The 26,309-nt window shown below is 33.1% G+C and carries 25 protein-coding genes; 8 read left to right on the top strand and 17 right to left on the bottom strand.

The genetic code is table 11. From position 1 onward, the window contains the following. Nucleotides 1-30: 30 nt before the first annotated feature. The 4 genes from aspS (at nucleotide 31) to AAFU52_RS11600 (ending at nucleotide 4,279) form a co-directional block, all read left to right on the top strand. Nucleotides 31-1,779 carry an aspartate--tRNA ligase gene (aspS, locus tag AAFU52_RS11615; protein ID WP_438426485.1) on the top strand — a complete coding sequence of 583 codons (1,749 nt, stop codon included), beginning with the start codon at nucleotides 31-33 and terminating at the stop codon, nucleotides 1,777-1,779. A 60-nt stretch (nucleotides 1,780-1,839) separates the two neighbouring features. Next, the gene (locus tag AAFU52_RS11610; protein ID WP_438426484.1) at nucleotides 1,840-3,627 is read left to right on the top strand and encodes a chloride channel protein; all 1,788 of its coding nucleotides are present in this window, start codon (nucleotides 1,840-1,842) and stop codon (nucleotides 3,625-3,627) included. A gap of 111 nt (nucleotides 3,628-3,738) precedes the next feature. Then, nucleotides 3,739-3,993, top strand: coding sequence for a hypothetical protein (locus AAFU52_RS11605; RefSeq protein ID WP_438426483.1), 255 nt, complete (start codon nucleotides 3,739-3,741; stop codon nucleotides 3,991-3,993). An 88-nt stretch (nucleotides 3,994-4,081) separates the two neighbouring features. After that, nucleotides 4,082-4,279, top strand: a complete 198-nt coding sequence (locus AAFU52_RS11600) for a cold-shock protein (RefSeq protein ID WP_024772198.1) — start codon at nucleotides 4,082-4,084, stop codon at nucleotides 4,277-4,279. Nucleotides 4,280-4,363: 84 nt separating this feature from the next. Here the strand turns inward: AAFU52_RS11600 and AAFU52_RS11595 are convergent, their stop codons facing one another. Beyond that, nucleotides 4,364-4,813, bottom strand: coding sequence for a nucleoside deaminase (locus AAFU52_RS11595; RefSeq protein WP_438426482.1), 450 nt, complete (start codon nucleotides 4,811-4,813; stop codon nucleotides 4,364-4,366). A gap of 98 nt (nucleotides 4,814-4,911) precedes the next feature. Here AAFU52_RS11595 and AAFU52_RS11590 point away from each other — a divergent pair, with 98 nt between their 5' ends. Then, nucleotides 4,912-6,678 carry a 1-deoxy-D-xylulose-5-phosphate synthase gene (locus tag AAFU52_RS11590; protein ID WP_438426481.1) on the top strand — a complete coding sequence of 589 codons (1,767 nt, stop codon included), beginning with the start codon at nucleotides 4,912-4,914 and terminating at the stop codon, nucleotides 6,676-6,678. A gap of 138 nt (nucleotides 6,679-6,816) precedes the next feature. Then, complete coding sequence (locus tag AAFU52_RS11585) at nucleotides 6,817-7,263, top strand: lipocalin family protein (protein WP_438426480.1); 447 nt, start codon at nucleotides 6,817-6,819, stop codon at nucleotides 7,261-7,263. Nucleotides 7,264-7,317: 54 nt separating this feature from the next. Here AAFU52_RS11585 and dgt read toward each other — a convergent pair whose 3' ends face one another. From dgt to AAFU52_RS11565, 4 genes are all read right to left on the bottom strand, one after another. Next, on the bottom strand, nucleotides 7,318-8,661 hold the full coding sequence (gene dgt / locus AAFU52_RS11580; RefSeq protein ID WP_438426634.1) for a dGTP triphosphohydrolase: 1,344 nt from the start codon (nucleotides 8,659-8,661) through the stop codon (nucleotides 7,318-7,320). Between the two features lie 81 nt (nucleotides 8,662-8,742). Beyond that, nucleotides 8,743-11,205 (bottom strand): ribonucleoside-diphosphate reductase subunit alpha, encoded by a 2,463-nt coding sequence (locus AAFU52_RS11575; protein WP_024772203.1) that lies wholly within the window; start codon nucleotides 11,203-11,205, stop codon nucleotides 8,743-8,745. A 370-nt stretch (nucleotides 11,206-11,575) separates the two neighbouring features. Further along, nucleotides 11,576-12,553 carry a ribonucleotide-diphosphate reductase subunit beta gene (locus tag AAFU52_RS11570; protein WP_024772204.1) on the bottom strand — a complete coding sequence of 326 codons (978 nt, stop codon included), beginning with the start codon at nucleotides 12,551-12,553 and terminating at the stop codon, nucleotides 11,576-11,578. Nucleotides 12,554-12,939: 386 nt separating this feature from the next. Then, nucleotides 12,940-13,509 carry a DUF3109 family protein gene (locus AAFU52_RS11565; RefSeq protein ID WP_438426479.1) on the bottom strand — a complete coding sequence of 190 codons (570 nt, stop codon included), beginning with the start codon at nucleotides 13,507-13,509 and terminating at the stop codon, nucleotides 12,940-12,942. Nucleotides 13,510-13,624: 115 nt separating this feature from the next. On the opposite strand from AAFU52_RS11565, the gene AAFU52_RS11560 reads away from it, so the two are divergent. Next, complete coding sequence (locus AAFU52_RS11560) at nucleotides 13,625-14,197, top strand: MarC family protein (RefSeq protein ID WP_024772206.1); 573 nt, start codon at nucleotides 13,625-13,627, stop codon at nucleotides 14,195-14,197. Nucleotides 14,198-14,211: 14 nt separating this feature from the next. Further along, nucleotides 14,212-14,412: a hypothetical protein gene (locus tag AAFU52_RS11555; protein WP_438426477.1), complete on the top strand. Its 201-nt coding sequence runs from the start codon at nucleotides 14,212-14,214 to the stop codon at nucleotides 14,410-14,412. A 43-nt stretch (nucleotides 14,413-14,455) separates the two neighbouring features. Here AAFU52_RS11555 and AAFU52_RS11550 read toward each other — a convergent pair whose 3' ends face one another. The 12 genes from AAFU52_RS11550 to nosZ form a co-directional block, all read right to left on the bottom strand. Then, entirely contained in the window at nucleotides 14,456-14,761 is a 306-nt protein-coding gene (locus tag AAFU52_RS11550) for a hypothetical protein (protein ID WP_024772207.1), read from the bottom strand. Between the two features lie 14 nt (nucleotides 14,762-14,775). Next, nucleotides 14,776-16,359 carry a S41 family peptidase gene (locus tag AAFU52_RS11545; protein ID WP_438426476.1) on the bottom strand — a complete coding sequence of 528 codons (1,584 nt, stop codon included), beginning with the start codon at nucleotides 16,357-16,359 and terminating at the stop codon, nucleotides 14,776-14,778. Next, entirely contained in the window at nucleotides 16,359-16,790 is a 432-nt protein-coding gene (locus AAFU52_RS11540; RefSeq protein ID WP_438426475.1) for a deoxycytidylate deaminase, read from the bottom strand. Before AAFU52_RS11540 ends, AAFU52_RS11545 begins: the two co-directional genes overlap by 1 nt. 85 nt (nucleotides 16,791-16,875) lie before the next feature. Next, nucleotides 16,876-17,454 (bottom strand): HupE/UreJ family protein, encoded by a 579-nt coding sequence (locus AAFU52_RS11535; RefSeq protein WP_438426474.1) that lies wholly within the window; start codon nucleotides 17,452-17,454, stop codon nucleotides 16,876-16,878. Nucleotides 17,455-17,638: 184 nt separating this feature from the next. Beyond that, nucleotides 17,639-18,886, bottom strand: coding sequence for an outer membrane beta-barrel protein (locus AAFU52_RS11530; protein ID WP_438426473.1), 1,248 nt, complete (start codon nucleotides 18,884-18,886; stop codon nucleotides 17,639-17,641). Nucleotides 18,887-19,076: 190 nt separating this feature from the next. Next, the gene (locus tag AAFU52_RS11525; RefSeq protein ID WP_438426472.1) at nucleotides 19,077-20,285 is read right to left on the bottom strand and encodes a hypothetical protein; all 1,209 of its coding nucleotides are present in this window, start codon (nucleotides 20,283-20,285) and stop codon (nucleotides 19,077-19,079) included. Nucleotides 20,286-20,317: 32 nt separating this feature from the next. After that, entirely contained in the window at nucleotides 20,318-21,100 is a 783-nt protein-coding gene (locus tag AAFU52_RS11520) for an ABC transporter permease (RefSeq protein WP_438426471.1), read from the bottom strand. Next, nucleotides 21,093-21,800 carry an ABC transporter ATP-binding protein gene (locus AAFU52_RS11515; RefSeq protein WP_024772214.1) on the bottom strand — a complete coding sequence of 236 codons (708 nt, stop codon included), beginning with the start codon at nucleotides 21,798-21,800 and terminating at the stop codon, nucleotides 21,093-21,095. The genes AAFU52_RS11520 and AAFU52_RS11515 overlap by 8 nt, the downstream gene beginning before the upstream one ends. Beyond that, nucleotides 21,797-23,035 (bottom strand): nitrous oxide reductase family maturation protein NosD, encoded by a 1,239-nt coding sequence (locus tag AAFU52_RS11510; protein WP_024772215.1) that lies wholly within the window; start codon nucleotides 23,033-23,035, stop codon nucleotides 21,797-21,799. The genes AAFU52_RS11515 and AAFU52_RS11510 overlap by 4 nt, the downstream gene beginning before the upstream one ends. Nucleotides 23,036-23,168: 133 nt before the next feature. Continuing rightward, complete coding sequence (locus tag AAFU52_RS11505) at nucleotides 23,169-23,615, bottom strand: nitrous oxide reductase accessory protein NosL (RefSeq protein WP_438426470.1); 447 nt, start codon at nucleotides 23,613-23,615, stop codon at nucleotides 23,169-23,171. A 2-nt stretch (nucleotides 23,616-23,617) separates the two neighbouring features. After that, a complete protein-coding gene (locus tag AAFU52_RS11500) occupies nucleotides 23,618-24,217 on the bottom strand; it encodes a hypothetical protein (RefSeq protein WP_438426469.1) in 600 nt (199 codons plus the stop codon). 102 nt (nucleotides 24,218-24,319) lie between these two features. Further along, nucleotides 24,320-26,287: a Sec-dependent nitrous-oxide reductase gene (gene nosZ / locus AAFU52_RS11495; RefSeq protein ID WP_438426468.1), complete on the bottom strand. Its 1,968-nt coding sequence runs from the start codon at nucleotides 26,285-26,287 to the stop codon at nucleotides 24,320-24,322. Between the last annotated feature and the right edge of the window lie 22 nt (nucleotides 26,288-26,309).

Genomic DNA, 26,309 nt, shown 5'->3' with positions numbered 1-26,309 from the left:
TCTTATTTTTGCAGCCTTAATATATAACATATGTATAGAAGTCATTCGTGCGGTGAACTACGCCTCTCAGATATCAAAAAAGAAGTCACCTTATCAGGATGGGTGCAAAAGACTCGTGATAAAGGATTTATGATATGGGTTGATCTTAGAGATCGTTACGGCATCACTCAATTAATATTTGATGAAGAACGTACTCCAGCATTAATTGTCGAAAAAGCTAAAACTCTCGGAAGAGAGTTTGTTATCCAGATAAAAGGAACCGTAATTGAACGTGAGTCTAAAAATCAAAATATCCCTACAGGAGAAATTGAAATTCTGGTGAATGAATTAACGATTCTTAATGAATCTATCGTCCCTCCTTTTACTATAGAAGATCAAACGGATGGAGGAGAAGATATTAGAATGAAATATAGGTATCTGGATATACGTCGTAATCCTGTGAAAAATAGCTTGATGTTTAGACATCAAGTAGGGATGCAAGTAAGAAATTATCTTTCGAATGAAGGGTTTATCGAAGTTGAAACTCCGTATTTAATTAAGTCCACCCCCGAAGGAGCTCGTGATTTTGTTGTTCCATCCAGAATGAATGAAGGACAATTCTATGCATTACCACAATCACCACAAACTTTTAAGCAACTACTTATGGTTGGTGGAATGGATAAATATTTTCAGATCGTAAAATGTTTTAGAGATGAAGATTTAAGAGCCGACAGACAACCCGAATTCACGCAGATAGATTGTGAAATGGCATTTGTCGAGCAAGAAGATATTTTAAACATATTTGAAGGACTTACCCGATATTTACTATCAGAAATAAAAGGAGTCAATATTGGTAATTTCCCTAGAATGACCTATGATGAGGCCATGCGAACTTATGGTAATGACAAACCCGATATAAGGTTTGAAATGAAGTTTGGTGAGCTTAACGATATTGCTCAACACAAAGAATTTAATGTATTTAACACAGCAGAGTTAGTCGTTGGGATCGCAGTTCCTGGTGGAGCTTCATATACCAGAAAAGAGATTGACAAACTTATTGATTGGGTAAGACGCCCTCAAGTTGGAGCACTCGGAATGGTATATGTAAAATGCAATGAAGATGGTACATATAAATCCTCTGTAGACAAATTTTACGATCAAGATGATCTGGCCAAATGGGCAAAGAGAACCGGAGCAAAAGCAGGAGATTTAATCTGTGTCCTTTCTGGTCAAACAAACAAAGTAAGAGCACAACTAAGTGCTCTTAGAATGGAACTTGCTGAACGACTAGGATTAAGAAATCCAGAAGAATTTGCTCCTCTATGGGTAGTAGATTTTCCATTATTAGAATGGGATGAAGAAACAGAACGCTATCACGCTATGCATCATCCTTTTACTTCTCCAAAACCAGAAGATATTGCTTTATTAGATACTAAACCAGGAGATGTTCGTGCTAATGCATATGATCTTGTTTTAAACGGAAATGAAATTGGCGGCGGTTCTATCCGTATTCATGATAAAGAAACGCAAGCATTAATGTTTGATCATCTGGGATTCACCCCAGAAGAAGCAAAGGCACAGTTTGGATTTTTAATGGATGCTTTCCAATATGGGGCTCCTCCTCATGGTGGTATTGCTTTTGGGTTTGATAGATTAGTCGCTATTCTTGGCGGCCAGGAAACAATCCGGGATTTTATAGCTTTTCCAAAAAATAATAGTGGAAGAGATATTATGATTGATGCACCATCTAATATCGATAGCGAACAGCTCAAAGAATTAAATATAAAACTTGATTTATAATATAAAATCCCGCCACGAGCGGGATTTTTATTACCTTTAAACTAGTTAAGTCAGGTAAATATGTCTCCCCAAAAAAAAAAGACACTACTCTATAAGGTACTTAAATGGAGATATCGCCATATTTCTGACAAAACCTTTATTCTTATTCTAAGCATTCTTGTTGGGTTTACAGCAGGGCTTGTTTCCTTATTATTAAAAAACATTACTCATTTAATCCAGGTCGTTTTAGAAAGTGATATTATCTCCTGGCAAGCTTCTTTTTACTTTATCATTCCTATAATAGGTTTACTAATCGTTTATATATTCACAAAATATGTATTTAAAAGAGACGTGAAATCAGCGATCCCTCTTATTTTACATTCGCTTTCAAAAAAAAATGGAATCATAAGACCTATTCATGGATATTTACCTCTCATTCTAGCACCAATCACAGTAGGTTTTGGTGGTTCGGTAGGGCTTTTGGGTCCAGCAATTAGTTCTGGATCAGCATTAAGCTCTAGTTTTAGCACCTTATTTCATGTTAATCGAAAAACAAGAGTATTACTTATCGGTTGTGCTTCTGCAGGTGCTATTTCTGCCGTATTCAAATCTCCTTTGGCGGGGCTAGTATTTGCTGTAGAAGTATTTAGTTTAGACCTCACATTGACTTCTTTGTTACCTTTACTTTTTGCTTCAGTATCATCAATAATTACCTCCTACTTTTTTTTAGGTGATGAAGTTTTATTTAGATTTAATGTTTTAGAAAAATTTGATATCTATGATACTCCATTTTACATTATTTTAGGAATCGGAACCGCATTTGCTTCTATATATTTTACTAAGATGTATTTTGGAATACTACATTTTTTTGATCGGTTTTCTAAAAAGATTCATCGGTTATTAATTGGTGGGCTTGCTATCGGAATCATGTTATATTTTATCCCTCCACTCTATGGTGAAGGTCTTGGTTTTATAAATGGTTTATTACACGGTGATCATCTAACTGCTATTGGCAAAACTCCATTTGACGCTATGACTAGTAACATATGGATTGTCATAGCTTTATTAACTGGTATTACCATTTTTAAGGCTGTTGCCATGACCGCTACTTTTGCTGCAGGAGGCTCTGGAGGAATTTTCATCCCAACAATGGTTATGGGTAGTGCATTAGGTAATGTAGTATCTAAAGTAATTAATAATCTAGGAATGGGGCTTCATGTTTCTGAAGCCAATTTCACACTATTAGGAATGGCTGGGCTTATTGCCGGGGTATTACATGCCCCACTAACTTCAATATTTCTTATTGCAGAAATCACTTCTAGTTATGAGTTATTTGTTCCGTTAATGATTACTACTTCAATATCATTTATAATTTCAAAAAATAAAATAGAACATAATATCTACACCAGAGAACTCGCAAAACAAGGTCATTTATTAACCCATGACAAGGATCAAACTGTTTTGACTCTAATGAATCTCGAAGATTGTATAGAAACTAATTTTATCCCGGTAAAGCCAAACTATACCTTAAAGCAACTTTTAAGTGAAGCCGTCGCAAAATCAAATAGAAACCTATTTCCTGTTACTGATGAATCTGATCATCTCATAGGAATGGTTTCACTAGATGACATTAGAGATATTATGTTTGACATTACCTTATATCACAAAATAACAGTAGATACCTTGATGGCTCAAACCTCGGTTGCTATAATTTATGAGCATGACAATGCAAAAACGGTAATGAAAAAGTTTCAGGATACCGGAGCCTGGAATCTACCTGTGATTAAAAACGGTAAGTATTTTGGTTTTATTTCAAAATCAAAACTTCTTACTGCATATCGTAGAAAGTTGATTAATTTTACACGATAAAACTCCTAATCCATCATAACATTGTTATAAAAACAAGTATTACTATTATCTGGGGGAGATCTCAATTTTTAATGAATTTATTTTTACATTACCTAAAAAACACCTAAACGCATGAAATATATTATTAGAATACTTTTTATAGCTATTATCATATTGATATGTGTTGGATATTACTTCAAAAATTCGGGAGATCATGGTACCGGTGATAAATTAGTTGGGATTGGTATACTAGCTTCTTCTTTTATTCTAATGCCAATTTTTATCTATCACAGATGGAAAAACAAAAAAGTTAAAGACTATATGCTTACCGAAGAAAACCTAAAGAAAATGAGGGATTATGAGGGAAATAGAGAAAATAATAGCTGATAAATTTTTAAAATATTCATACTTTGATAACAATTCATAAAAAATTTAAAACTACCTTTATTATTCAAATACTTATTATCTTATTACAATGGAAGGAACAGTAAAATTTTTTAATGAATCAAAAGGTTACGGATTTATTACAAACGACGAAACAGGAAAAGACATTTTTGTTCATGCTTCAGGAATTGATGGCGAGGCATTAAATGAAGGTGACAAAGTGGAGTATAATGAAGAAGAAGGAAAAAAAGGGCTTACTGCAGCTAATGTGCGTATAATTCACGGATAGAACGCATACTCCTAAGTTTCAAAAGCACTACTGATCGTAGTGTTTTTTTTATTTTTAATTAACTCTTGATACAAAAAATTAACTTCAGTTAAGGTTTCGTTTTTCAATAAAAAATCTAGTAAGTAGTTCTCCACATTCTTTTTCTAAAATACCACCTATAATTTCAGTCTTTGGGTGAAGTTTTGTTCCCATTGCAGCACATCCTCTTCGTTCATCAACTGCACCATACACTATTTTTTTGATCTGACTCCAATATAACGCTCCGGCACACATCTGGCAAGGCTCAAGGGTTACATATAATGTGCATTCTTTAAGGTACTTCCCTCCCAAAAAATTTGCTGCTGCTGTTATTGCCTGCATTTCGGCATGAGCAGTAACATCATTTAATAATTCTGTAAGGTTATGAGCTCTGGCTATAATACGATCTTCAACTACTATAACCGCTCCTATCGGAACTTCATTTTTTTCATACGCCAATTCTGCTTCCTGAAGCGCTTTCTTCATATAGTAAGAATCATCCAATGGGTCTAACATATACTATTAAATTTTAGGTAAAGCTAAATAAAAATATTTGTATTCTGAATGAAATAAAAAGTATATAAAGAACCATTACAAAATAGTACTTTTGTGCTATGCAACAATCATTTCTATCTAATATCAAATATCCATCTGATCTAAGAAAATTATCTACGGATCAGTTACCCAAACTAGCCAGAGAACTTCGGGATTTTGTGATCAATATTGTTGCTGCCAAAGAAGGTCATCTCGGAGCAAGTTTAGGAGTGATAGAGCTTACTATTGCTCTACATTATATTTTTGACACTCCCAATGATCTTCTTGTTTGGGATGTAGGGCATCAGGCTTATCCTCATAAAATCCTTACCGGAAGAAAAGATATATTTCATACCAATAGGCAATTGGGTGGTATAAGTGGGTTCCCTAAACGTACTGAAAGTGATTATGATACTTTTGGAGTTGGGCACTCTTCTACTTCTATTTCGGCTGTATTAGGTATGGCAATTGCATCTAAATTAAAAGGAGATATCACAAAACAGCATGTCGCAATAATTGGTGATGCTTCTATTGCTAGTGGAATGGCTTTTGAAGGACTTAATCATGCTGGTGTAACCGACACCAATATGCTGGTTATCCTTAATGATAATGCTATCGGTATCGATCCTAGTGTAGGTGCTCTGAAAGAATACCTTACTAAAGCCAAGATCGGAGTTAGACCTAGAAAAAATAATATTATAGAGGCATTAAATTTTAATTATTTTGGCCCTATTGACGGGCATGACCTACCTATGCTTCTCAAAACTTTGGAAAAACTAAAAACTACAAAAGGCCCAAAACTTTTACATATTATTACCACCAAAGGAAAAGGTTTAAAACAAGCTGAAGAAGATCAGGTAAAATACCATGCTCCGGGTAAATTTGACGCTTCGACCGGGGATCTAATTTCAAAAGATAATACAGGATTACCACCTAAGTTTCAGGATGTTTTTGGGTTTACTATTCTCGAACTTGCAAGAAAAAATAAAAAGATTATAGGTATTACACCCGCAATGCCTACTGGGAGTTCTCTAAAATATATGATGGAAGAAATGCCAGATCGGGCTTTTGATGTTGGCATTGCTGAGCAACATGCAGTCACCCTTGCTGCCGGAATGGCGACACAAGGACTAATCCCTTTTTGCACAATCTATTCTACTTTTTTACAACGTGCCTATGATCAAGTAATCCACGATGTAGCTTTACAAAATTTGCCTGTAATTTTTTGTGTTGATCGTGCCGGTATTGTTGGCACAGATGGTGCAACACACCATGGTGTTTATGACATTGCCTATCTTACATGCGTCCCTAATATGATTGTTGCAGCACCAGCCAATGAAATTGAGCTAAGACATTTACTTTATACTGCTTCTTTGAGACTAGATCACCCTATAACGATACGCTACCCCAGAGGCAGAGGGCATATTATCGACTGGGAAGTCCCCATGCAAAAACTAGAAATTGGTAAAGCTATCAACCTAAAAAAAGGTTCCAAAATCGCTCTAGTTTCTACAGGTACTATTGCACATAATGTAACCAAAGCCATAGAAGCTATAGAAAAACCAATTAGCCACTATCATTTTTGCTTTATAAAACCTTTAGATATTAATCTACTGAAACAAATAGTGCAGAACTATGACACCATTATTACTGTTGAAGATGGCGTTATTAAAGGTGGTTTTGGGAGTTCAATACTCGATTTTGCCAATCAGAATGATTTCAAAAACAATATTGTCACTTTAGGTATTCCTGATCAATTTATTCATCATGGCACAGTGGATCAGCTACATAACATTTGCGGAATTTCACCTGAAAAAATTCTTAGCACAATCAAGACATACCTCTAAGCATTTATTTATAAAAAATTGATAGCAGACATGGTAACAATTTTTCTCATCATGACATATATCTTAGATACAATAATTAATCCATTTATTAAATCGATAAACCTTTAAACAATAAATAATTATTACTTTCTTACAACTATGAAAAAACTAAACCTATTTATTCTATTCATCACGATATCTTTTATTTCTTGCTCTAAAGATGATGATGCATCAAAAGAAGAAACTCCCATGAATAAAGATTTAATCATAGGAAAATGGGATGTAATAGCTATTACTGACATCCCAAATGATGACTGCGAACTATTAAGTACTCTTGAAATAAAAGCAGATGGCACCTATGAGGAACAGACATATGGAGGTTTTTCAGGAGGAGCTAATTGTACTCCCGACGATTTAGATAAAGGAACCTGGAAACTATCAGAAAATATTCTAACACTAACATTAGATGAACTAGGTAACGCAAATAGTCTTACTTCTAATAATACCATCTTAGAGCTTACAGAAACTACTTTAAAATATGAATTTGAATACAATGAAGAGGGACAAACACATAAAGAGGCCTGGACTTTTACTAAAATGAAATAACCAATTCTAGTTATTTAAAAAAAGCACTTAAATGATTATTTAAGTGCTTTTTTTTTATATCTGCAATCCTTTAATCTTTTGAAATTTTAATAACGCATTACCATCAGTTAAACTCGCCACATAGTTACTTATCCCGATAAGACGGGTATAGAGATCTACATTTGTATAGTCAAAATTAATGCCTTCGGCTCTCAAAATAAGCTTGTCATAGTTAGAACTCTCTCCCTTGTTAAAGTTATCTGTTGCCACACAATAGCGATCTAAAAGAGTAGCAAGAATCTCATATCCCGCAATTTCTTTTTCGGTTACTTCCTGACTTTGATAAATCTTAGCAACGCTAATTTTAATGATGTCATCGATTTGAGCTTCGTATTTACTTTTATCTATTAATGCCATATCAAAGGTTCCCGATAATATAGCTTCTTCATGCTCGATAAAAATACTTGCTGCTTCTCCTATTAAGGTATTAATAGCTAGTGCTCTAAGGTAACTTAATCGATCTGCTGTAGTAATAAGCTTATTATATTTTGAAGTATTGATAGTATCTTTCACCAATTTGATTAAGTATTCTAAAGCATATTCTTCTTCTATCAATCCCAGGTTAATACCATCTTCAAAATCGATAATAGTGTAACAAATATCGTCTGCTGCCTCTACCAAAAAAGTTAATGGATGGCGACTATAAGTAACCTCATCACCTATCTGGTATTGCAACAACCCCACTTCTTCTGCTACCTCTTTAAAAAAAGAAGTATCGTTCTGAAAGTACCCAAATTTTTTATGAGCAATATGTGTTGTTGGTTTTTTAGGTAATGACTCTTTAGGGTATTTCATAAACGCTCCTAGTGTCGCATAGGATAATCTAAGACCTCCTTCTATCCCTTCACGGGATTCTGTAAGAATTTTAAACCCATTGGCATTCCCTTCAAAATCAATCAAATCCTGATACTGCTTAGGAGTGAGTTTATCTTTATATCGGTTACCGCTTCCTGTTTTGAAGTATTCTCCTATAGCCTTCTCTCCAGAATGCCCAAAGGGTGGATTACCAATATCATGTGCTAATGCAGCAGCTGCAACAATAGCACCAAAATCATTAAACTGATATCCATGAACAGCAGCAAGATGTGGATGTTTTTCTATGATTTTCTTACCTACTACTCTACCCAAAGAACGTCCTACTACAGATACTTCGAGACTATGTGTTAATCGTGTATGCACAAAGCTGGTTTTGGATAACGGAATAACCTGTGTTTTATCCTGTAAACTCCTAAAGGCCGAAGAGAAGATAATGCGATCATAATCGACTTCAAAACCTAACCGGGTTTCGTCTTGCTCTTTACGTAATCTTTTATTTCTATCTCCTTGTCGTTTTAAAGACAGGAGTTGCTCCCAATTCATCATATTTCTAAGAAAATTCGAATATACAAAAAAGGGAAGCATCCTAAGAAAACTTCCCTTTTGCCCTATATAAATCTAGGTCTAAGACCCACACATTAAACAATCGTCTCCTTCGCCTTCTTTAGATTGTGCAATGATTGCACGAAGTTCTTCTGGAGTAAGAGCTGTTCCTTCTGGTGCAACAGCTTCTTGTTTTGGTTCTTCTTTGGTTGCTTGCGCTTCCATTACTTGTGCAGCAGCTACGGCTACTTGCTCTGGTTTAGGTTCTTCTTTAGTTTCCTTTTTAAGCGTAAACTTAATTGCATCTACCGCAGATTTTGTTCTCAGGTAATACATTCCTGTTTTTAATCCACTCTTCCATGCATAAAAATGCATCGAAGTTAATTTGGCCATAGTAGCACCTTCTAAGAACAAGTTTAAAGATTGAGACTGATCAATAAAATATCCTCTATGACGAGACATATCGATAATATCTTTCATACTCATTTCCCAAACAGTTTTGTACAGTTCTTTTAGATCTTGCGGAATGATATCTATATTTTGTACTGAACCATTTGCACGCATAATAGCATCTTTAAGGTTATCATTCCATAATCCTAATTTCACTAAATCTTCTAATAAGTGTTTATTTACTACGATAAACTCTCCAGAGAGTACACGTCTGGTATAAATGTTACTTGTGTACGGTTCGAATGCTTCATTGTTTCCTAAAATCTGAGAAGTAGATGCTGTAGGCATTGGTGCAACTAATAATGAGTTACGTACTCCGTTTTTAAGCACTTGCTTACGAAGTTTTGCCCAATCCCAACGACCGCTTAATTCTTCATCTTTTATTCCCCATAGGTTGTATTGAAAATCTCCTTTAGATATTGGAGAACCTTCATAAGTTTGATATGGCCCATCAGCTTTTGCCTCTTCCATAGATGCTGTTACTGCAGCAAAATATAGAGTTTCAAAAATCTCTTGGTTTAATTTCTTAGCCTCATCACTGGTAAATGGCAAACGCAATTGGATAAATGCATCAGCCAATCCTTGTACGCCTAATCCAATAGGGCGATGACGCATATTAGAATTTTCTGCTTCTTTTACTGGATAGTAATTACGATCAATTACTCTGTTCAGATTCTTAGTTACCCGTTTTGTAATCTTAAAAAGCTCTTTATGATCAAACTCTCCGTTTTTCACAAACATTGGCAATGCAATAGATGCCAGGTTACATACTGCTACTTCATCTGGGCTAGTATATTCTAATATCTCTGTACATAAATTAGATGATCGTATGGTTCCCAGATTTTGTTGATTAGATTTGCGATTTGCAGCATCTTTATACAACATATATGGTGTACCTGTTTCGATCTGAGATTCTAAGATTTTTTCCCAAAGTTCACGTGCTTTGATTGTTCTTCGTCCTTTTCCTTCTGATTCAAAACGAAGGTAAGCTTCTTCAAACTCATCACTATGTATATCAAACAAACCAGGGCACTCATTAGGACACATTAAGGTCCATTCTGCATCTTCTTGTACACGTTTCATAAATAAATCCGGTACCCACATTGCATAAAATAAATCACGTGCACGCATTTCTTCTTTACCATGATTCTTTTTCAGATCCAGAAAATCAAAAATATCAGCATGCCATGGTTCTACATATATTGCAAAAGACCCTTTACGCTTTCCTCCACCCTGATCTACATAACGGGCTGTATCATTATACACTTGTAGCATGGGTACAATACCGTTAGATGTTCCATTAGTACCAGCAATATAAGAACCTGTAGCACGTACATTATGTATAGATAATCCTATTCCTCCAGCAGACTGAGAAATTTTTGCTGTTTGTTTAAGTGTATCATAAATACCATCAATACTATCATCTTTCATCGCCAGAAGGAAACAAGATGACATTTGCGGTTTTGGTGTTCCCGAATTAAATAATGTTGGTGTAGCGTGTGTAAAGTATTTTTTAGACATTAATTCATAAGTCTCTATAGCAGCATCAAGATCATTAAGATGGATACCGATAGAAACTCTCATAAGCATATGCTGCGGACGTTCAGCAATTGTGCCATTGATTTTTAATAGATAAGAACGTTCTAATGTTTTAAAACCAAAATAGTCATAGCCAAAATCTCTATTGTATATAATAGTAGAATCTAACTTTTCCTTATTAGCCATAATTACCTCATATACATCATCGGCTATCAGTGGTCCTTTTTTACCGTTTCTTGGATTTACATACTCATATAGGTCTGTAATGACTTCAGAAAAAGTTTTCTTTGTATTTTTATGTAGATTAGAAACAGAGATACGAGCTGCAAGCTTCGCATAATCAGGGTGTGTTATAGTCATTGTTGCTGCTATTTCTGCAGCCAAATTATCCAACTCACTAGTCGTTACTCCATCATACAACCCTTCTATCACTCTCATTGCTACCTTTACAGGATCAACTAGTGGATTAAGTCCATAACATAATTTTCTTACCCTTGCGGTAATCTTGTCGAACATAATTGGTTCTTTACGCCCATCTCTTTTTACTACATACATATTTCTTTTTGGTTTTTAAATTTTCTTCTTAACGAAGAAGTTGATGATAATTCGTGTTACTAATTTTATATTTTGAAGGTCAAAAATTATATTTCATCTCCTTGAAATTGGATACTAAAAAGAAATCTCTACATCCAAAAATTAGAGTAATTCCATAGATAAAAAATAATAATATGACTTTCGTCCCTTTTGTTTTTTTGTGTAGCTTTTCATAAAGCCTTATCAAACTGAGCTAATCTGAATTAAACAGAAGAAATGTTTTTGATTAGCTCAGAATGAATATATCTTTATTTTTAAGTATTTTGGATCCAACTTTCGTTGGAATGATAATCTTAAGAAATTAACGTTACACTATTAATGTTCTTTTCGATTAAAAATCTGCATCAAAACTTATCTTATTGTCTTCCGTGTCTTTATTAAGCACCCCTGCTTTTTGGTATTCTGAAACTCTTTTCTCAAAGAAATTGGTTTTACCTTGCAAAGAGATCATGTCCATAAAATCAAATGGATTTGATGTTTCATATTCTTTTTCGCATCCTAATTCTACCAGTAATCTATCGGTAACAAATTCTAAATATTGAGTCATTAACTTAGAATTCATACCTATCAAACTTACCGGAAGAGATTCTGTTATAAATTCTCTCTCTATATCTAATGCGTCTATCAGGATTTTTCTAATTCTATCTTTTGGTACTTTATTTATCAAATGTTTGTTATGAAGATGAACTGCAAAATCGCAATGTACTCCTTCATCTCTTGAAATTAGCTCATTAGAAAATGTAAGTCCTGGCATTAATCCACGTTTTTTCAACCAGAATATAGAGCAGAACGCTCCTGAAAAGAAGATCCCTTCTACCGCCGCAAAGGCAATTAAACGTTCTGCAAAAGAATCAGATTCTATCCATTGTAATGCCCAGTCTGCTTTTTTCTTAATTGCCGGAAAATTCTCTAATGCATTAAATAGTATATCCTTTTCTTTCTCATCCTTTACATAAGTATCGATCAATAAGGAGTATGTTTCTGAATGAATGTTTTCCATCATGATCTGAAAACCATAGAAAAATTTCGCCTCACTATACTGTACTTCGTTTATAAAATTTTCTGCAAGATTTTCATTAACAATACCGTCAGATGCAGCAAAAAATGCTAAAATATGTTTGATAAAATATTGTTCATCCTCAGTAAGTTTGGTTGCCCAATCCGTAATATCCTGATGCAAATCGATCTCTTCTGCTGTCCAAAAACTAGCTTCGGACTTCTTATACCATTCCCAAATATCGTGGTGTTGGATAGGAAAAATTACGAATCGATCTTTGTTTTCTTGCAAAATAGGTTCTACGGCGCTCATTCTTTTTTTTTTAGCTGTTTTTTTTGAGAATTTCTTATTTCCTAAGGGTATTACAAAGATCAAAAAATAGGTTAAAAGTTCTACGGAAAGTTAACAAACGTTTTCAACAAAGTTTTCAACACGAAGTGAATTTGCAACAAAAATGATCTTTCACAAAACACACATAACACTTTGTTAATCAAAATATTAAGTGTTTTTCAGAAAATACAGATAATGTGAACATCATCTTCAAAAATCTCTTATTTTTCACTTGCTAACCGAGGTTTTTCAACAGAAAAACAAAGAAGAGAAAATGCATCTGTTTACGGTAAACCCGTAAGCCAAAAAAACTCTTTTTTTAACAAAAAAAAGAGAGTTATTTATATCTAAAAATATAAAGAAGGGGTTTATTTTTTCAATTTTGCTGCCACGTTTTCAAGTTCTATATACCAGTCTTCTCCAAATTTTCGGATTAAGGCTTCTTTAACAAATTTATAGATCGGTACTTGAAATTCTTTACCCAATGTACAGGCATCATCACAAATTTCCCATTTGTGATAATTTACAGCAGAAAACTCGGTATACTCTTGCACTCTAACTGGGTATAAATGACAAGATACCGGTTTTTTCCAGTCAACTTCACCTTGGTTATAGGCTTCTTCGATAGCACACATAGCTGTTCCTTTTTCATCAAAAATCACATATGCACAATCTGCTCCATCAATTAGAGGTGTTTCTAATTCTCCATTAGCAGTTTTAACATGGGTTCCGTAATGCTCGATAGCCTCGACACCTTCTTTTCTCAAATAAGATTTGACGATAGGGTATATCTCTTTAAGCTTATGAACTTCTGACTCTTCTAAGGGCGCTCCCGCCTCACCATCAATGCAGCAGGCTCCTTTGCATGCAGAAAGATTACACACAAAGTCTTTCTCTATAATATCCTCAGAAACTATGGTTTTTCCTAATTGAAACATGCCGCTAAGATAATTCTTATACAAGAGATTTTTTACAATTTATTCACCTTTTTATAATACCTTTATTTAATAAAGTCTATTTATATTTGCTCAAAATTTTGAAACCATTTTTACTATGAACTTTGATCTTAAAGAAATATTTACTGCAAGTATGATTTTATTTGCGGTAATAGATATCATAGGAAGTATACCTATTATTATTGATTTACGTAAAAAAGTAGGACATATCCAAAGTGAAAAAGCTTCGATTGTTGCTGCTATATTAATGGTTGTTTTTCTTTTTGTAGGGAAAGAAATTCTAAACCTTATCGGGATCGACGTTAATTCTTTTGCCGTAGCTGGTGCTTTTATTATTTTCTTTCTAGCCTTAGAAATGATATTAGGTATCCAATTATACAAAGATGATGAGCCAGAAACGGCTGCAGTAGTTCCATTAGCCTTTCCTTTGATTGCCGGAGCTGGTACAATGACCTCTATCCTTTCTTTACGAGCAGAATACCACCCAATTAACATAGTAATTGCTATACTAATCAATATTATTTTTGTTTATATTGTTTTAAAATCATCAAAAAAGATAGAAAAAATAATAGGTAAGCAAGGAATTAATGTGATTCGAAAGATTTTTGGGGTAATTCTACTTGCTATTGCAGTTAAATTATTTGCTACAAATATCAAAGGTCTTTTTTAAAGAAAATTAAACGCATGAAATATTTTATATACTTACTAATTGCTATTGCAGCGGGTTTAATCATTTACAATATAACCTATCTAGATTTTGATGATTTATTTGCTGGTGATAGTAAAACGGCTCTTATTGGCATTTTTTCTTCTGCTTGCGTAGTTCTGTTAATGTCAATCTTGTTGGTTTCTAAAAACATCCAAAAGAAGAAAAGAGGAAATTAATTCCTGAAGCTTTATCAGCTTTGTTTTAACAGCAAAACACTACTTAAAACACAAAGAAGCAAGCGATAATCACGGGTGGAATCGAAATTACCATTAGGATCATAAAAAAGTTATGCAGCTTTCTAAATAATAATGCTCGCATTAAGGATTTTTTAAGCTTTATATCTTCAGAACTATGGATGTGCTCTCTTATTATATCACCAGAAACATAAGAGGTATCAACTAATATATCATGCTTTAAAAAAATAGAAGCACTATTATCCAACAACCTAAAAGCAACTGCTATAATAAAGAAAAAAAGCGGAGAGCATATTGCAATAGCTACTAGATATTCTTCAAATTCTGACATATATCGGATATAAGTTATTCTTCTTTAGAAAGTGATAATACTTTATTAATCATCGCATCATCTTTATTTATAATTCTTTCAAAAGCTCCAGTTCCAAATAATTGTTGCGCCATTGTCGCTTTCAAATATTTTTTTAATTGATCTTCATAGTTTTTCAACTCAATTTCTATCCCTCTTTGTCTTGAATATTTTAAAAAATCTTCAGCAAAAGCGTCATCTATGTTGATTTTTTCATTAAACTCATTTTCAGACAAATCATTATAATACGACCTGTTTTTATCAAGTTCTTCGAATACATATCCTCCCATACGACCAGAGCGTAACATATAATCTAATGTTTCACCAACACGTGTAGTATCTTTACTAACAAATATATCTGGTATAATACCCCCGCCCCCATAAACAATTTTACCACCTGGAGTTTTAAATTTTAGAGAGTCTGCTACCTGAATACTATCTGCACTCTGTAATTCTCCATTTTTATATCGCTCCATATACTCATTAAAATACTCTTTATTTCCATTAGTATATGGCTTTTGTATTGATCTCCCGGTTGGTGTATAGTATCTTGAAATTGTTAATCGTATTGCACTACCGTCACCTAATGCCATTTCTCTTTGCACAAGACCTTTTCCGTAAGAACGTCTGCCAACGATAGCACCTCTATCATTATCTTGAATTGCTCCTGCAAAAATTTCACTGGCAGAGGCAGAGTTTTCATTGATTAGCACATATACTTTTCCTTGTTCAAAACTTCCTTTATTGGTAGCAAAATTATTTTCGATGGCTCCTTTTTTATTTTTGGTAAACATAATCAGCACATCATCTTTCAAAAATTCATCCGCCATTTTTAGAGCCGGAGCAATAAATCCTCCTCCATTATCACGAAGGTCAATCACCACATTTTCGGCACCTTTATCAATTAGCTCATCCATTGCCGTTTTAAATTCTTTATAAGTAGTCTCTGCAAAACGGTTTACTTTTACGTACCCTAATTTATCATCTAGCATATAAGAGGCATCTACACTTTGTATAGGTACGCGTCCTCTTTTTACTACAACATCAAATGTGCCTTTACCTTTTCTATATACTCTAAGTTGTACCTGGCTGTTTAGCTCTCCTTTTAGCCTATTTGCCAACCCATCTCTTATAAGTCGTTCTCCAAATAAGGTGTCGCTATCTGCCATTAATATCCTATCTCCTGCCTTAATTCCAGATTTTTCACTAGGCCCTCCTTTTATGGTATTAATCACTGATATTGTATCTCTATAGGGGTAATAACTTACTCCAATACCAATAAAATCTCCTTGCATGTTCTCTGTAATCCCTTCAAGTTCTTCTGAGGGTATATATATCGAATGAGGGTCCAGGTTTTCTAATATTCTGTTTACCGTAACCTCGACGATACTATCGGTATTGATTTCATCTACATACTCATAGTCTATATAATCAATAAGCCTATTTAGTTTCTCTTTTTTGGGGTTATATGAAAATAGCTTTGCCGAAGGGTTGCTAAAATCAAGTTTACTACCCAAAAATACTCCGGCTCCTACAGCCAAACCCAAAAACAAAGGCAAGTATTTTTTTGAATATCCCATTATTCTTCTAAATCCGTAATCTGTTCTATTTCTACTCCAGCCTTAGCAAGAAATTGCAAACCAGAGTCATCTTTATAACCCATTTGATACACTATGCGTTTTATACCTGCCTGGTGAATCAATTTACTACATTCCTTACATGGTGATAATGTAATATATAATGTTGCTCCTCTACATGACTGAGTAGATGAAGCTACTTTAGAAATCGCATTTGCTTCTGCATGCAATACATACCACTTTGTATATCCTTCTTCGTTTTCACATGGATTCTCAAAACCTGTTGGAGTCCCATTAAATCCATCTGAAATAATCATTCTATCCTTTACAATAACCGCACCAACTTTTTTTCTTTCACAATGAGATAATTTCCCCCATTCTCTTGCAATTCTCAGATAGGCTTTATCGTACTTCAGTTGTTTTTTTTTTGACATAAAATAGAATGACTAGTGTATTGATAACAATCAAAGTACGAATATATTATTACGATGTGGCAAATACAACCCTAATCACACTTATTCACCAAATTTTATTTGCGATAAGCATGGGGATTACCATTCCTATCACAATAGAAGAAACAACAAGTATCCAATCTCGTTTTGAAAATCGAAAAAAAGTTTGAAATATAAAACTAATTATAAGAACAATTAAAACAATAATAATCTGTGCAGCTTCAACACCCAATGCAAATTCAATTAAGGGTAAAATTCTTGTGCCACCACTGCTATACTTAAAGAATATTGAAAATCCCAACCCATGAATCAGTCCGAAAAAAATAGTTACTCCATATAAGATTCCTATTTTACTGTTTTTTGAAGTATTCTTTACAGTAAATACATTAAACAAACCTGCAATCAATATGGTCAGAGGAATCAAAAATTCTATCAATCTCGAATTTACCGATACTACATCATATGCTGCCAGAAACAAAGACAATGTATGTCCGATTGTAAACAAGGTAACTAATAACAAAATACGTTTCCAGTTATCAAAAGTATACCCTACTGTTAGCGCAATTAAAAATAAAATATGGTCATAAGCATGCCAATCTAGCACGTGACCAAAACCCAGCTTTATATAAAGCCAAAACTCTGACATAATTTTAGGTTTTGAGGTGTGGGACTAATGTACAACTAAATACAGGAACGAAGAAATACATAAAAAATTCTTATCAAAAATTTAAGAAATTCTAAAACACAACAAACTACCAGAATCAAAAAAACCCAAGAACATGCTCCTGGGTTTTTCTTTTATTTATCAAAATTTTGATAAGAATTTTTTTTTAGAATAAAGAATAGCCTAGGATCACAGAGAAAGAACTATAATTAAATGTATTACCTATTTCACGATTCGTTGCATAACGTACTTCAATACCATATCGATCATTATACTTATATCCAAATCCCGCTATAACATTTGTTCCTGTATTCATATCAATAACAGTAACAGGAGTTGAATCATCATTAATAGTTACAGAATATGTTGCATCCAATTCATAATCCATTACAAATGCTGCATTAATAAACAATTTTGACTTATCATTTAAAAACATATAATGTCTTAAACCTATTGGAAACTCTATAGACTTATAATCAATTGTATAAGTTCTAGTATTAGTTCCTAAAAAAGTAGTTATTTTATCTTTTAAATCTGATTTGTATGATTGATAGGTTGGTTCTATAAATACAGCCCATTTATTTTTATTAAATGGTAAAATGTACTCTGCTTCGATACCGAATCTTAAACTTGTTTGGTCATCAAAACCACTTTTAGTAAAAAGATTGGTATATGAATCTAAAAGAGAAAGAGAAGAAAAATTAATCCCAGGTCTGATATTAAGGTTAAATAAATCTCTATCTTCTCGTTTTTGGGTGTTTACAAAGTTTGGATCCTTACACCTATTGTATTTTATAAAATACTTTACTAAACTATTTTTCTTGTAGTTAGTTTTTACAGCATCGCTTTCTTTGATGTTATTACATTTAACATCTGTCCAAAGTTGTTGTCGATATCGATTATTTTTATCAATCTTATTCGTTCTTTCTTTTGCTACTCCGTTTACTATTTCTTGTGTAACTCTATACGTTTTATAGATTAACTGCTCTATATCCTTATCATCTACCTGATAAAAGTATCTAATTAAGTTCCCCTCCTCATATTGATATAGGTTTGCTTTACCTTTTACTATATGTTTTAGAAATAAAGTTACTTCTTTAAACTCAGGGTTTTTGTTAATACTTAAATGATTCAATTCCTCGCTTGACATATCAATATTTACAGTTGCTTTTACATATTTAAGATCAGATACTGCAAATTCTTTAATATTTCTTATGTAACCCATCTTAGCCTCTGCATCTTCTGCTATTTTATATTCAATCTGGCTCGGGTTATCATGCCAATCTACATTTTTAATAAGGCATTCCGTTTTTATTCCATTATTATCAATAAAATATCCCTGTTCAAATTTGATTTGGGCATAACTGGTAATACTTACGATCATTAACAGAAGTAAAAGTGATTGTTTTTTCATTTCAATGTTTAGTTTTTGCGTATTTATATGGTTTCTACATTCAATTTTCACATTGCAATAATAGCAAGTCTCAGTTTCATTTTTCGGAACTGACATAAAAATGTTTTTAGTAAAAATTATTAGGTAGAACTAAATGATCTGAAAATGAATAGCTGTAGTATACTTGCAAAATATTTCTACTCTTTTGAGATCATATTTTGATTGACCTTAAATTAGTTATAAAAAGAGAACTAACACCAATTAAGACCACAACACTTGCTATTGAAAGTGTAATAAAATAGTGTTCAAAAAAAGTAAAATCAAGCCAAATGACGGCCCCTTTATAAAAAATCAATACTTCTGTGAGAGCAAATCCTAAAAGATAGATGTAATATCCCTTTTTAGGAATTTTAATAAGTTTAAAATATTCAAAGAATAAAAATAAACTAATGCTTACTACTCCCAAAAAAGTCCAATGCAAATAACCTATCGTAAAATCTACAATAGTAGTAGCCAGGTTTGCAAAATATGGAAAAGCCGAGATCAGTTGTAGTAAAAATTTAATTAGTATAAGAATACCGATTGTTTTTAATAGTTTTTTTTGAAAACCAGAGAATATGTTGTTTAATACCGTTCTTGATTTTATTAATAGCCTAATAAATATCAGAAATGCTATAAACTGAAGCAAGCCACCTACTCCTCCCAAAATATAATAAATGCTTGCCGGTCTAGTCCATAATACCGAAAGAAAAAAGCTTAAAATAATCCCAAGATTAATTGTCCGAGAAAAGTTACTAAAATCTCTATTAGAGATACGTACTTCTTGGTGCTCAAGAATAAAAATCAACAATCCAAATAAAGCTAGTATCATCCATCCGTTATACTGAAAATGCAAATAAAAATAAATAGCCAGTCTATACCAGATAGAATCTGTTCCTAGCGTACTCATTATTGCTCCCAATGCCCAAGGACCAATACTAGAAATAACCATATACCACAAAGCAATCTTTATACATTTGTAAGATTTTGCATTCTTAAACTTCTCTGGTATATTTTTAATAAAAAACCAGGTAAACCAATACGAAGCAAAAAGGAATAGTGTAGAAAAAGTTATCGAGAATAATGCATATCCCTGAAAAGGGAAACAAAACAACATTCCTAATAAAGTAAATTGGGTAAACCAGAAAATGATTCTATATCGTTTATCAACATTACACTTACCTAAATACAATTTGTAAAGTAGGGTTGTTAAACCAATATATACCCATCCTAGTAATGCAATATGAGAGTGTGCATGTACAATATATCTATAATCAACAGATATATCAAAAACGTATAAAAATCTTAAAAAAACACCCAGTGCCGCTGCCAATAAAAAAAAGGCAAGTGACATCAAGGCATTTCGTTTTGATTTTATCATGCAACAGTTTCTTCAATACAACAAATATAGTTTTAGAAATCCTTTTTCTTAGATTTTCTATAGATGTTGAATGTAGGTAAAAATACCCAAATAGAAAGTGCAATACAAGATAAAATTACTCCTAAATTAGTACCAAAAAATTTCTGAAAAACTGCACCGGTATATCCTAATAAAGCAGAAATATCAAGTTTTAATAATATCAAGATTCTAGATAAATCAATAGGGTTAAATAAAGTTACTCCTATCGAAAATTTATCTAATGGGTAAGATTCAAACATGATTAATGACATTAAAAAAAGACCATCATAAATTACTGCCATAAATAACCAGAGCAAAATAGCATAGCTAAACCCTTTTATTTTGTTTTCATTATACAAAGCAATATTAAATGCCAGCGCCGTAAAAATTAATGTCAAAAATGTACCAGTAATGAGGAGTAAGGAAAATTCCCAAATCGCACTCGATTGAAAAAGGCCGTACATGGCAAACGGTAATCCTAACCCTATTACCAAACTCATAGACAATGAAAGCGCTACTCCTAAATATTGCCCAATAAAAATAGATGATCTCTTAATGGGCTGCGCCAAAAGTAATTCGGTAAACTCCTTAGAATTATAATAATACATGACCCCAAAAATAGTTCCGATAAGAGGAACAAGAATAATAATCACATTCATCAAAGTAATTACAGCTTTTGACAAATCATTATTGAGGAATAATAATACAAATCCTAATGCCAAATAAAAAAGCAGGTATACATAACTCCATCGGCTACGGATAAGGTCGTAAAAACTATATTTTAAAATCTTAAGCATTATTTTCTTTTAGCAAATTAGCAATCGCATGTTCAAAGTCGTTTTCCTTCGTTTTTTCTTTTAGAGTGCTTATATTTCCCTTGAAATATACCTTACCCTCGAGAAGAAAAACGATTTCATCGGCTATCTCTTCAACAAAACTCATAATATGAGAGGTGATCAAAACGGTTTTTCCTTTTTCTTTTTCTATTTGTATTATTTTTTTAAGCTCTAACAGGGCAATAGGGTCAAGCCCTGTAGTAGGTTCATCTAAAATAATTAATGGGCTATCAAACATTAATGTTAATACTAAATTTACTTTTTGTTTTGTTCCCCCGGATAGGTTACTTAGTTTTTTATCCAGAAAAGGGTTCAATTGAAAAGAGGATATCAGCGCAGTATCATCTCCAGATTTATTTCGTAAATCTTTGATCATTCTAATCAATTCTTGCACTGTAAGATTTGCAGGGAAATTAGCTATTTGCGGTAAATAGTCTATTTGCTCACGATATTTCCAACTTTTCTTAATTGGAGTATTATCAATAAAAATATCACCTTTATTTGGGATAACCATCCCAAGAATAGATTTGATCAATGTCGTTTTACCAGATCCATTTGGCCCTAGTATTGCAAATATCCCGCCTTCAGCAATACTTAGATCGACTCCTTTTAAAACCTGATTCTTTCCAAAATCCTTATGTAAATTATCAATTTTAATCATCCTTGTTTTTTCATTAACGGATACTTATCAAGTAAATCATCAGGGGTAAATACAGGCGATACTTTTTCAGAAAAATCAATCATATCAATAAACAAGCTCCTCATTAAGATAATCGTTTCTGGGGTCCTGTTTACGATATATGAAAATAATTTTACCGGCCTGTAAGGTACATCTCCAACACCATTTTTATCTAAATCATATCCTGTATACCCACTCCAATAATTCTTATCAAATTTGTTGTCATTAAGTTTACTGTTATAGGAGACATCAAATGAATTATACATAAAGTTATTGTTACTAAATATATTTGCATAACATGCACCACGTACTTTGATGGCCCAACCGTTTTTCACAAAACTGTTTTTAGTATACTTAATTCGATTAGAGCCTTCGATATTAATCCCTATTGTATTCTCTTTAAAAATGTTTCCTGTTATTTCTGCATCATTGATCTCTTTCAACAAAAGACCATAGGATGCTGCTCCCCAGTTTTCTTTAAATGTATTACTCAACATTTTTATCTTCTTGGAGAACATTACAGCGACACCTGCTCCATTATTCTCAAACGTATTATTCTCATACAGGTCATTGTTAGAAAACATAAAATGCAACCCATATCGTAAGTTATTAGAACTTATATTATTTTTTATTCTACAATCATTAGCAAACTCAAGGTAGATACCATCTCTTACATGTGTAATGATATTATTTTCTATGTCTATATTTTGAGAATACCATAGTTGTATACCGTTACCCGAATTATATTCTTCTACTGCGTCACCTATAATCTTATTATGAAAAACTCTGCCATCTCTTGATTTCTCTAGATATATCCCAAAGAATAACTTTTCTAGCACTAAATTTTGTATCAAAAAATTTTTGCTTTTTACTACCCGTACAGCCGCATAATCCTCTGTATAACTAGTACCTACATTAATAATGAATAATCCATCTACCGTAACATTATCAGAAATCACTTTTATAATTCCTCCTTTTAACTCCCCATCAATTATGGGGTAGTTTTCTCCCAATAATGTCAAAGGTTTATCAATCACAATATTAAATTCATTATACTTTCCTTTTTTCACAAGTACTGTATCAAGTGCCGTGGCTATAACTATACCTTTTTTTATTGTTTTTATTTCACAGGAATTACAGACCTTTATAGTCTTGCCGAGAAGTAATACTGGCAGAAGAAAGATTGCCAGAAATAGTATTTTCCTGATTTGAAACATTTATTTATTATTTGCTTTTTTTATAGGTTAGATCTTAATCAAGACGGATCAACATAGAATTTGAATAGTTCCCGGTTTTCATCGGGATAAGTATTTTTACCTATTAGTTATACTGGATAGATATATTTTTATTTTAATGCTTTAGATGTTCTAAAAGTTCTTCCCAGGTAAATAAATTCCCTCCTTTTTCAGATTTCACTTTTTCTGCACTCGCCTTACTTTCAAATGAGGTTAAAAACGCTCCCATGGGACTCGATATATTTTTACTTATCAAAAAAGTAGCTTGTGTTGCATCAATTAATTCTTCTGGAGAATCGTAATGATTAGAAAGGTAAAGTGAGATCTCTTCTTTATCTATCTCTGCAACATAATTTATCATACATTCTACCGCATCGAACTTAAATACCTTACCTTTTTTTGTAACGATCTCGGCAGCATGAATTTTGTCGACAATGGTCATACTGCAATAATGACAATTATCTTCTCCGTAATGTATTGTTTCTGGTTGAACATTGCACGAACCAAAAAGCATGATCACTAAAATAAAAAAGGCGATATTGTTAAAGCTATATTTTTTCATTTTCATTGATGTTTGAAGTTTTTTTCACGTTTCCCTACAAAATAAGAAATAAAGGTCAGAGCCATTCCTATTGCTAAAAAATATGCCCCTAGTTGAGGGTATGAGTGCGCTCTAAAATTTAAAATATCTTTGGTTCCAAATAAAGGGGGTTGAAACCCCATAACAGTTCCATCTGGATTGGTAAATTTCATTATTGCTTTTGGGTCCAAATCATGCCCATAGTCATGTTCCCACAGGTAAAAATCATAGATTCCTGCCAAGGCTAAAATAGCCATTATTATAAACCATCCCAAAAACCATTTATAGTTTGCTTTAAAGGCTAATATAATTCCTAAAAAGGCCATTACTATAATCACAATAGGAAAAATCCTGAATTCTGGAATCGATTCGGGAATGTATTTCATTCCTACATAATGATTCATCAAATTGATATTCTTAATATCATGAGGATGCATGTCTGCGAAATCATTTATGTAGATATCCATTCCTAACGGAGTTGGATATTGAGGAGCTTCTAATGTAATATTCCAAAGAGGAAATACGAACAGAAATAAAGGTAACAGTACTCCTACAAGCATTAATATTCTTGATTTCTTCTTCATGACTACAATTTTTTTAAGTTGATTTAAAAGCGAGAGGGGATTTTGTCCTCTCGCTTTTTTGGAAATATAACTAATCTATCTCCTTCCTGGTAGAATCTGAAATTAATCTTCTCCCAGAGACCAGGAAAGTTCTATATCAGATGATGCAGGTGATACTCTAACATATCCTTGCATCTCTTGATGTAATGCCGAGCAAAAATCGGTACAATAGAATGGCCAGACTCCTACTTGTTTAGGTTCCCAAACAAAAGTTTCTGTTTGTCCAGGCATTATTAACAGCTCAGAAGTATTGGCTCCGATCATACTCACTCCATGCGGTACATCATAATCTTGTTCTAAATTTGTGACATGAAAATAGACTTTATCTCCTACTTTAATCCCTTCTATATTATCGGGTGTAAAATGGCTTCGAATCATAGTCATATATACATGTACTTCTTTTCCTTCGCGTTCTACTCTTACATTTTCATTATTTTTAATACTATACTTATGTTCATTTTCTTCTAGCTTATAGATCTTTTTAGAACGAGGTTTTATTAAATCTGCAGATATCCCAGCGGCATAATGTGGTTCTCCAATAGTTGGAAAATCTAATAGTAATTCCATTTTTTCACCTGTGATATCATACAACTGTGCCGATTGAGTAACTTCTGGTCCAGTTGGCAGATAACGATCTTTGGTTATCTTGTTCATCGCCAGTACATATTTACCAAATGGTTTTCTAGAGTTCCCTCCTGGAATCATCAAGTGGCCTACAGAATAATATGTAGGTTTTCTATCTATTACTTCCCAACTTCCTAGTTTCCATTTTACTACTTCAGAAGAAATAAAGAACGTGGTATACCCATTTCCTTTACCATCAAACTCGGTATGTAATGGTCCTAGTCCGGCTTGAGAAACAACACCAGCCAATGCATCTTCAAATTTGATAATCGGAATTCCATAAGCATCCCCATCAAACTGTTTATTTTCGATAGCCTTAATCATTTTACTAAACGAGTGTACTGTAAGATCGGCTGAAAGTTTACCGTTCCCAACAATATATTCTCCCGATGGGTCTACATCACAACCATGTGGTGATTTAGGTGTTGGTAAAAAGTATACTAAACCTGGGCATTCTGCAGGATCTAATACTTTTACTTCTTTCTTCATTGTAGAAGTCGCCGTGTGTGTTTTCTCATCATATACATTATGTGCATAATTAGCCGGCATTGTTTTAAACTTCCCTTGTTTGATATATTCTTCTGCTTTTTTCCAATTAATTGCAGCGATGAAGTCTTTATCATTTTGAGATGCATTTACTTCTAATAAAGAATTTGCTTCTTCTGTATTGTATGTAGTAAAAAAGAACCAACCATGTGAAGCTCCTCTACCCGGGTGAGCTAAATCATAATTAAAACCTGGTAGTAAAATCTGAAAAGCCATTTCCATATTTCCATGATCAGGATCTACACTAATAAAGGATACAGCTCCTTTAAATTTTCCTTTATATTCTTTGATAGCAATATCTTCTTGTGGTACAGGTACAGAAAAACGAGTTCCTGCTACTACATATTCTGTATTTTCTGTTACAAAAGATGAACTATGATTACCAGCACTATTAGGAACTTCAATTATTTCTGTAGTTTCAAAAGTACTTAGATCAATTCTTGCAATTCTTGGGGTATTGTTTCCGTTAATAAAAACCCAACGCCCATCGACTTCTCCATTGGTCTGTGATATATCTGGATGGTGAGAGTCATCCCAAGGCACAAAACCATAAGAGGTATTAAGCATTGGTTTTGTTTCTTCATTATATCCCCATGCTTTTTCTGCATCTTGAGAAAAAACAGGGATTACTTTAAATAATCGCCCCGATGGAAGTCCATATACAGATAGTTGTCCACTAAACCCTCCCGAGACAAATGCATAAAATTCATCATGCTCTCCAGGAGCTACATAGACTTTTTCTGCAGCATTAGATCCTAATGCTCCATCGGTTATTTTTTTATCTTTATTAATATCTGCACAGCCGGTTATTACCAAGCTAAGTACTGCTGTAATAAAGAGTATTTGAGATATACGTTTCATTGGTTTATCTTTTTATTAGTTT

The organism is Aquimarina macrocephali (assembly GCF_051627225.1).
GTDB lineage: Bacteria > Bacteroidota > Bacteroidia > Flavobacteriales > Flavobacteriaceae > Aquimarina > Aquimarina macrocephali.
This window is presented reverse-complemented; position numbering and strand designations above follow the sequence as displayed.